The 8,496-nt window shown below is 53.5% G+C and carries 7 protein-coding genes and 1 pseudogene; 3 read left to right on the top strand and 5 right to left on the bottom strand.

The features are described 5' to 3' along the window. Positions 1 to 286: 286 nt before the first annotated feature. Positions 287 to 1,261 carry an HTH-type transcriptional regulator CysB gene (gene cysB, locus ACSZPU_RS20780; protein ID WP_499002746.1) on the bottom strand — a complete coding sequence of 325 codons (975 nt, stop codon included), beginning with the start codon at positions 1,259 to 1,261 and terminating at the stop codon, positions 287 to 289. A gap of 187 nt (positions 1,262 to 1,448) precedes the next feature. Beyond that, the gene (gene topA, locus ACSZPU_RS20775) at positions 1,449 to 4,046 is read right to left on the bottom strand and encodes a type I DNA topoisomerase (protein WP_499002743.1); all 2,598 of its coding nucleotides are present in this window, start codon (positions 4,044 to 4,046) and stop codon (positions 1,449 to 1,451) included. 398 nt (positions 4,047 to 4,444) lie between these two features. On the opposite strand from topA, the gene ACSZPU_RS20770 reads away from it, so the two are divergent. Further along, positions 4,445 to 4,696 carry a YciN family protein gene (locus ACSZPU_RS20770; RefSeq protein ID WP_499002741.1) on the top strand — a complete coding sequence of 84 codons (252 nt, stop codon included), beginning with the start codon at positions 4,445 to 4,447 and terminating at the stop codon, positions 4,694 to 4,696. Positions 4,697 to 4,742: 46 nt separating this feature from the next. Here the strand turns inward: ACSZPU_RS20770 and sohB are convergent, their stop codons facing one another. Continuing rightward, positions 4,743 to 5,789, bottom strand: a complete 1,047-nt coding sequence (gene sohB, locus ACSZPU_RS20765) for a protease SohB (RefSeq protein WP_499002739.1) — start codon at positions 5,787 to 5,789, stop codon at positions 4,743 to 4,745. A gap of 229 nt (positions 5,790 to 6,018) precedes the next feature. Between sohB and ACSZPU_RS20760 the strand changes: the two genes are divergently transcribed. After that, entirely contained in the window at positions 6,019 to 6,777 is a 759-nt protein-coding gene (locus ACSZPU_RS20760; RefSeq protein WP_499002736.1) for a YciK family oxidoreductase, read from the top strand. Continuing rightward, positions 6,774 to 7,364 (top strand): cob(I)yrinic acid a,c-diamide adenosyltransferase, encoded by a 591-nt coding sequence (cobO, locus tag ACSZPU_RS20755; protein WP_499002748.1) that lies wholly within the window; start codon positions 6,774 to 6,776, stop codon positions 7,362 to 7,364. The genes ACSZPU_RS20760 and cobO overlap by 4 nt, the downstream gene beginning before the upstream one ends. Here the strand turns inward: cobO and ACSZPU_RS20750 are convergent. Together ACSZPU_RS20750 and ACSZPU_RS20745 are read right to left on the bottom strand one after the other, a co-directional pair. Further along, positions 7,338 to 8,186 (bottom strand): annotated as a pseudogene (locus tag ACSZPU_RS20750) (AraC family transcriptional regulator); the annotation flags it as partial. The gene cobO and the pseudogene ACSZPU_RS20750 sit on opposite strands and share 27 nt — an antisense overlap. An 18-nt stretch (positions 8,187 to 8,204) precedes the next feature. Next, on the bottom strand, positions 8,205 to 8,496 hold a 292-nt coding region (locus ACSZPU_RS20745), incomplete at its 5' end, for a hypothetical protein (protein WP_499002751.1).

The following is an 8,496-nucleotide window of genomic DNA, read 5'->3' as shown; positions in this document are numbered from 1 at the left end:
AGTCATGATAATAGGGCCTTCTGATTAGAAGGCCCTATTATCAATGATTTTTATCCTCGTGACGACACTATCTAATCTTTTGACCACAAATAAATTATTGAAGTGAAAAAGTTGCGTAGCGGCAATTTAGTTTCTATTTTTGTCGCAAATTCACGACAGATTATGTAACAAGAGGGAAAATCAATCAGGCAAAAGTATAAGATGTAATTAAGAGGATGATAATGATAATTCGACTTAGGGAAGTTTATGGGGCTCCTTTTGCTATAAAAGGATACCCCGCTAACGATTATTTTTCCGGAAGTTTAATGTCTTTAAACATTGCCTCAATATCTTCGTTCGAGCGTAATGCCACGGCAGCATCGACCACATCGCGTGTCAGATGTGGCGCAAAGCGCTGAATGAAATCATACATATAGCTACGCAAAAACGTGCTGCGGCGGAAACCTATCTTCGTCGTACTGTGGCTGAAAATTTCCTGCGCGTCCAGTTTGACCAGATCCGGGTCGGATACCGGGTCGACGGCCATGCTGGCAATGACGCCTACCCCAAGCCCCAGACGCACGTAAGTTTTGATAACGTCCGCATCGGTTGCCGTAAAGACGATACGCGGCGACAGCCCTGCACGGTTAAATGCCGTATCCAGCTCGGAACGCCCGGTAAAACCAAAGGTGTAGGTCACCAGCGGATACTGCGCCAGCTCCTCAATCGATACCGACCGCTTACTGGCCAGCGGGTGATCCGGCGTCACCACAATCGAGCGGTTCCAGTGGTAGCACGGCAGCATGACCAGGTCGTCATACAGATGCAGCGCTTCGGTTGCGATGGCAAAATCCGCATTGCCTTTAGAGACAGCTTCCGCAATCTGCGTCGGCGACCCCTGATGCATATGCAGCGACACGCGCGGATAACGCTCGATAAAGCCTTTAATCACATTCGGCAGCGCATAGCGCGCCTGAGTATGGGTGGTCGCGACGTAAAGTGAGCCTTTATCCGGCCAGGTGTGTTCCCCTGCTACCGATTTGATGGCATCCACTTTCGACAGGACTTCACGGGCAATACGGATGATTTCCTGCCCGGCTGGCGTCACCTGCGTGAGGTGCTTACCGCTGCGGGCAAAAATTTGGATCCCTAACTCATCTTCCAGCATGCGAACTTGCTTACTGATGCCGGGCTGGGAGGTATAAAGACCTTCTGCGGTCGAAGAGACATTGAGGTTGTGATTTACCACCTCAACGATATAGCGAAGCTGCTGTAGTTTCATGAAAGGCCATCCGAATTCGCGCAAACGGGCAATCGCTTAAGACGATTTCATAATAAAAAAGGAATTAACTATAACCACTATAACATTTATATCTTATATGTATAGATTCGAACAAAAAATAATAACCGTGTTATAACAAAAAGGGCCGGATAACCGGCCCTCACTTTAACACATTAATTTCACTTAATTATTTCTTGGTAACAGCCCATTTACCGTCAACGTAGAATGCCGACCAGTTTGTTGCTTTACCGTCTTTTTCCGAAGCCACGTACTGCTGCTTGGTTTTACGACTAAAGCGAACAATGGTCTTATTCCCTTCCGGATCCTGCTGCGGCGCATCCGCCAGATAACGCAGTTTTTCCGGCAGACGGTCGCGGAAGCGATGCAGCTCTTCCACTAATGGTGCGCGCGTCTCGCGTGATTTCGGGAAGGTGTTAGCCGCCAGGAAGACCCCGGCTGCGCCATCACGCAGAACGAAATACGCGTCCGATTTTTCGCACGGCAGTTCCGGCAGCGGTACCGGATCTTCTTTCGGTGGTGCGACTTCGCCATTACGCAGGATCTTACGCGTATTTTTGCAGTCATCGTTGGTGCACGCCATGTACTTACCGAAACGCCCCATTTTCAGGTGCATTTCAGAACCACATTTTTCACACTCAACCACCGGGCCGTCATAACCCTTGATGCGAAACTCACCCTCTTCGATTTCATAACCGTCACAGGTCGGGTTATTACCGCAAACGTGCAGTTTACGTTTCGGATCGATCAGGTAACTGTCCATCGCTGTACCGCACTTGGTGCAACGACGTTTGGCGCGCAGCGCGTTGGTTTCCGCGTCGTCACCTTCCAGCACGTTCAGTACTTCGTTTTCCGGCACCAGGTTAATGGTGGTTTTGCAGCGTTCTTTTGGTGGCAACGCATAGCCGGAGCAACCGAGAAACACGCCAGTACTGGCGGTGCGGATCCCCATTTTACGGCCGCAGGTCGGGCAATCGATACTGGTGAGTATCATCTGATTCGGGCGCATACCGCCTTCATCCGGCTCTTTTTCCGCCTTATCAAGCTGACGGGAGAAGTCACCGAAGAAGCTGTCCAGCACATTCTTCCATTCAGCTTCGTGATTTGCCACCTGGTCGAGACGGTCTTCCATCTGCGCGGTGAAATCGTAATTCATCAACTCGCGGAAGTTCTCTTCCAGACGGTCGGTGACGATTTCGCCCATTTTCTCTGCATAGAAGCGACGGTTTTCCACGCGGACATAGCCACGGTCCTGAATGGTCGAAATGATCGACGCATAGGTAGACGGACGGCCAATACCGCGTTTTTCCAGCTCTTTAACCAGTGACGCTTCGCTAAAACGCGCAGGCGGTTTAGTGAAGTGCTGAGCAGGCGTCAGCTCGATCAAGGACAGCACGTCGCCGGTATTGACTGCCGGCAGCGTACGGTCTTCATCGCCTTTACGCAGCGCAGGCATCACTTTCGTCCAGCCATCGAAACGCAAAATGCGACCACGTGCTTTCAGACGGTAGTCGCCCGCGCCCACGGTGATGGTGGTGGAATCGTACTGCGCAGGCGTCATCTGGCAGGCAACAAACTGGCGCCAGATCAGCTGATACAGTTTCTGTGCGTCGGTTTCCATATCCTTGAGGGAATCGGCTTCGACAGCGACATCTGAAGGACGAATCGCTTCGTGCGCTTCCTGAGAGTTCTCTTTGCTGGCGTACTGATTAGCATTTTCCGGCAGGTATTTTTTGCCGAATTTGTCACCAATGTAGCCGCGCACCATGCTGACCGCATCCTGGCTCAGGTTGGTGGAGTCGGTACGCATATAGGTGATGTAACCCGCTTCGTACAGACGCTGGGCCATCATCATGGTTTTCTTCACGCCAAAGCCAAGACGGGTGCTCGCCGCCTGCTGCAACGTAGAGGTAATAAATGGTGCGCCCGGCTTGCTGCTGGTCGGCTTATCTTCCCGCTCAAGTACCGTGTAACGGGCTTTTTCGAGCAGGCTAACGGCTGCCATGGTTTGTTCGCGGTTTACCGGACGGAAAGGTTTATCACCTTCATGCGTCACCTGTAATGGCAGCGAATCCCCACCCGGCGTTGCGGCAGAAGCGTCAATTTCCCAGTACTCTTCCGGGACGAAGGCTTTAATTTCGCGCTCACGCTCGACCACCAGACGCACAGCAACTGACTGTACGCGACCGGCAGACAGACCACGGGCGATTTTCTTCCACAACAGCGGAGAAACCATGTAACCCACAACGCGGTCCATAAAGCGGCGCGCCTGCTGGGCATTCACACGGTCAATGTTCAGCTCGCCCGGCTTTTCAAACGCCTGACGAATCGCATTTTTGGTGATTTCGTTAAACACCACGCGGCTATAGCGCGTTTCATCGCCACCGATCACTTCCCGCAGATGCCATGCAATGGCTTCCCCTTCGCGGTCAAGGTCGGTTGCGAGATAGATGTGGTCGGCTTTTTCCGCGAGCGATTTCAGCTCGGAAACCACCTTCTCTTTACCGGGCAGCACTTCATAGTGCGCATCCCAACTGTGCCATGGGTCAATGCCCATGCGATTAACAAGAGCGCCGCGTTCATCCTTTTTAGGCTTTTTAGCCGTTTTGGCGGCGGTCGCGTCAGCACTCTTTTTAGGTGCGGAGCCACTGGTCGGCAGATCGCGGATATGACCTACGCTGGATTTCACCACGTAGTCATTACCCAGATACTTATTGATCGTTTTGGCTTTTGCCGGGGACTCAACGATGACGAGAGCTTTACCCATATTCACCTTTACCTAATAAAATTCTTCCAGGAATACGTCGCGCATTGCTTCACCTTCCGCTGGCGACGAGCCATTTATATTGCGGTGGCGACAATGGATATCAACCCTTTTTTTGACCATAAGCGAAAGTAATCGCTAGCAGGTGATTGAGTTAACAGGATTTTTCGCTAGTCTACGATACAGCACGACGGTTTTACGGTCGAATGTCAAGCAAATCTGTTGCCAGATTGACGAAAGGGTCACACTGTACCTGATAAAATTTGTTACGCAACTTTATTAGCACGCAAATTCAAATCGCGCCAGCACTACCGTAACGGGAAACCCCTTGCTTGCGCAGGGAAAATTTGCCCCTGGCCCGTGTGGGGCGTAAACTTGTTAAATTTTTAAGGAGGGGCGAAATGGAGCCAACTACGCAACCTATCGATCGTCAGTCTCTGCTTGAGCTGGCAAACCAATTAATTCGCGATCATGAAGATACGCTGGCCGGCATCGAAGCGACCGGAGTCACGCAACGCAACGGTGTGCTGGTATTCAGCGGCGAGTATTTCCTTGATGAACAGGGTTTACCGACCGGGAAAAGCACCGCGGTATTCAATATGTTCAAGTATCTGGCGCATGAGCTGTCAGAAAAATACCATCTGATCGATTAACGCAAAAACGCGAGGCCATAGCCTCGCGTTTCGTTTGAACCCGCCCTTACATCAGCGGTTTTTGCCCACGCTGCCACCAGCGCATCAGCAGTCGGTCTGCGCTGTCTGCGGCACTGCCGGTAAAACGGTCAATCAGTTTCTTACGCTGCTGATAGCGCAAGCCGATAACCTCGTAGCGTTTGAACAGCCCCAGCAGCAGTTCATCACTGGTACCCACTTCGTCCACCAGCCCTTTCTCCAGCGCCTGTGAACCATACCAGTGCTCGCCGGTTGCCACCTGTTCAATGTCCAGCTGCGGGCGCATCTCATGCACAAAGCCTTTGAACAGGTCATGCGTTTCATTAAGGCTTTCGCGGAATTTCTGCCGTCCCTCTTCGGTGTTCTCACCCAATAATGTCAGGGTGCGTTTGAACTGCCCGGCGGTATGCAGCTCAATATCAATCTCTTTGCCTTTCAGGAAGCGGTTGAAGTTGGGGATCTGCGCCACAACGCCAATCGACCCAATAATAGAAAACGGCGCGGCGACAATTTTGTCCGCCACGCAGGCCATCATATAGCCGCCGCTGGCAGCGACTTTATCCACCGCGATGGTCAACGGGACCTGTTTATCGCGCAGGCGCTGCAGCTGTGACGCCGCCAGCCCGTAACCGTGCACAACGCCGCCGGGACTTTCCAGGCGGACAACAACCTGATCGTCCGGTTTTACCAGGGTCAGTACTGCGGTTATCTCTTCGCGCAGCGCACCAACCTCATGGGCATCCATGCTGCCTTTGAAGTCCAGCACCCAGGCGCGGGGTTTGCTCGCGGATGACACATCACCCTGCTTCGCTTTGGCTTTTGCCGCTTTCGCATCCTGTTTTGCTTTTTTCTTTTGGGCTTTATGCCACAGCTTTTGCTGCTGGTCATCCAACAACGCCACGGCCATCTCTTCCTGCATTTCCTTATATTGTTCGCTCATGCGGGTGATGCGTAATTCCCCCCGCTGACGTTTGCGCTGTGTCAGATTAACAATAAGTATTGCGACTACCGCAATCGCGACCACGACGGTCACAATTTTGGCTAAAAACAAACCATATTCAGACAGTAATTCCACGCATTCCACCTTGGTTCAGCCACTTAACGTTCGCATCCAGTGTACATGAGCCTTTCTGGCGCGTCTCGCATTGCCATCCGTGCGGGTATTCAGTCGAACAGTTTCAGCACATTCCGCTATACATTCTCTCGACGAGCGGGAGACTCTCTACCAGACTGATTGAAATCGCTTTCTGTTTCAGGCATAAAGCCAACACGATTTAAAAACGGGTTGAGACCAAGGAGTTAGCGTGCATTACCAGCCACAACGCGACCTGTTGCGAAACCACATTATTCTGGTCACCGGTGCCAGTGACGGCATCGGCAAGGAGGCGGCACTTACCTATGCCCGCTACGGCGCGCGCGTCATTTTACTGGGGCGCAATGAAGGCAAACTGCAGGCTGTTGCCGGGCAGATAACCGACGAAGGCGGTCAGGCCGCCAGCCTCTACACGCTCGATATGGCGAACTGTTCGCCCGCGGATTGCCAGCGTCTCGCCGCTGAGATTGCCGCGCACTACCCGCGGCTCGACGGCGTACTGCATAACGCCGGCGTATTAGGCGATGTTTGCCCGATGGACGAACAGCAGCCCGCCGTCTGGGACAACGTGATGCAGGTTAACGTCAACGCCACCTTCTATTTAACCCAGGCACTCCTTCCTTTATTACTCAAAGCGGAAAGCGGATCACTGGTGTTTACGTCGTCGAGCGTTGGTCGTCTGGGGCGCGCGAACTGGGGGGCTTACGCCGCCTCGAAATTCGCCACCGAAGGCATGATGCAGGTTCTCGCCGAAGAGTATCAAAACCGACTGCGGGTCAATTGCATCAATCCGGGTGGCACCCGCACCCAGATGCGTGCCAGCGCGTTTCCCAGCGAAGACCCGCGAAAATTAAAAACGCCAGCCGATATTATGCCGCTCTATTTATGGCTGATGGGCGATGACAGCCGCCGTAAAACAGGCATGAGTTTTGATGCTCAGCCAGGACGAAAACCGGGGATATCACAATGAGTGAAGAACGTTATCAGCAGCGCCAGCAGCGGGTAAAAGACAGGGTCGATGCCCGCGTGGCGGCCGCAACAGACGAGCGCGGCATCATTATCGTTTTTACCGGCAACGGTAAAGGCAAAACCACCGCCGCCTTTGGCACCGCGACGCGTGCCGTCGGCCACGGTAAAAAGGTGGGCGCGATTCAGTTTATTAAAGGTACCTGGCCAAACGGTGAGCGTAATCAGCTGGAGCCGCACGGCGTCGAATTTCAGGTGATGGCGACCGGTTTTACCTGGGACACGCAAAACCGCGAGAGCGACACGGCCGCCTGCCTTGAGGTATGGGCGCACGCGCAGCGTATGCTGGCGGACGAATCGCTGGATATGGTGGTGCTCGACGAGTTGACCTACATGGTGGCCTACGATTATCTGCCGCTGGAAGCCGTTCTCGATGCGCTGGAAAACCGCCCGGTTAACCAGACGGTAATCATCACCGGACGCGGCTGCCACCGGGATATTCTGGAGATTGCCGATACGGTGAGCGAACTGCGCCCGGTGAAACATGCGTTTGAAGCCGGCGTGAAAGCGCAGATCGGTATCGACTACTGAGAAGCCGCAGGTTGCAGCGCGACAATGCGCGGCAATCAGGTACTTATACTCCTGAAAACCGCAACTGTGGCTGATATCGGTAATCGGCGTCCGCGTATCGCACAGCAACGTTTTGGCTTTGTTCACCCGCACGAGCGTCAGATAAGCCTTGAAGTTATGGCGACTGACCTTCTTAAGCAAGCGGGAAAACCACGAATAGCTCATCCCCGCATGCGGCGCCACATCGCTCAAGGTCAGCGGCGTATCAAACTGTTGATTGATATAGGCGATGCCCTTTTTGATCATCGCCGCTTCGCGCAGCGAACCCTCAGGTTGTGACACCGTCACGTCCGCCCTGACCAGCGCATCCAGCAGGGTATAAATTGCGGCAATCCGCTGGAAAGGCGCGTCGTTGTTGACCAGTTGCGCTGCCAGCTTGTGGTAAACCTCACAGTCGCTTGCCGAAAGCGTACGCCCGTGCGTACACCACTCCAGCAACGGCGCAGGATGCAGCGTATCGAACAGTGCCGGGGCAAACTGCACCGTCACCAGTTGGCTGGCCTCCACTTCGGCGCTCAGCGAATGAACTTCTTCGGCGTTGATATAGAGCATGTCCCCCTGTTCCAGCGTCAATTCTTCGTTTCCGGCCGTTACGGAAAACCGCCCACTCAGGACGGTGATCAGCTCCGGCGCCGGGTGCCAGTGCGGCTCACAGTAACGAACTTGCGCCGCAAAGACGTTCAGCTTCTCGGCATCAAAGGCGATAAGCTCATACCCGCTTTGCGTGAACAACGCCCTGGTTTGCGCTGCCGCGCGCTGCTGAGTGACGGAAAAAGGGAACACGCTTTCTCTCCTGCTTACCTATCTCGTTTCGCCCGCCAGCGCCGTGCGGCGAATATTGATTCCCGGCCCGAGTAAAATCCCGACGCCCATATGCTGGCACTCGCGCCCCAGCGCCTGGCCCATCTGATACACCAGTTCACTGTCCCAGCTACAGGCCAGGCTTGAACCGTTCGGAAAACAGGTTGCGCAACCGCCACCATATGGCCATCGCGATTTTGGTAATGAAATTAAAGAAACCGCGAATTCAGATAATAAGTGCAACGCTCGGACATGATTGTGGAGAGTGTAGGAGGAAGGGTTAACTACCGAT

Source organism: Phytobacter sp. V69, assembly GCF_965644215.1.
Taxonomy (GTDB): Bacteria; Pseudomonadota; Gammaproteobacteria; order Enterobacterales; family Enterobacteriaceae; genus Phytobacter.
Note: the sequence above shows the minus strand (reverse complement) of the source record. Positions and strands in the feature narration are given on the sequence as shown.

Excerpts from the sequence above, each read along its gene's own strand:
- cysB (WP_499002746.1), bottom strand. The coding sequence starts at position 1,261 with ATGAAACTACAGCAGCTTCGCTATATCGTTGAGGTGGTAAATCACAAC.
- topA (WP_499002743.1), bottom strand. The coding sequence starts at position 4,046 with ATGGGTAAAGCTCTCGTCATCGTTGAGTCCCCGGCAAAAGCCAAAACG.
- ACSZPU_RS20770 (WP_499002741.1), top strand. The coding sequence starts at position 4,445 with ATGGAGCCAACTACGCAACCTATCGATCGTCAGTCTCTGCTTGAGCTG.
- cobO (WP_499002748.1), top strand. The coding sequence starts at position 6,774 with ATGAGTGAAGAACGTTATCAGCAGCGCCAGCAGCGGGTAAAAGACAGG.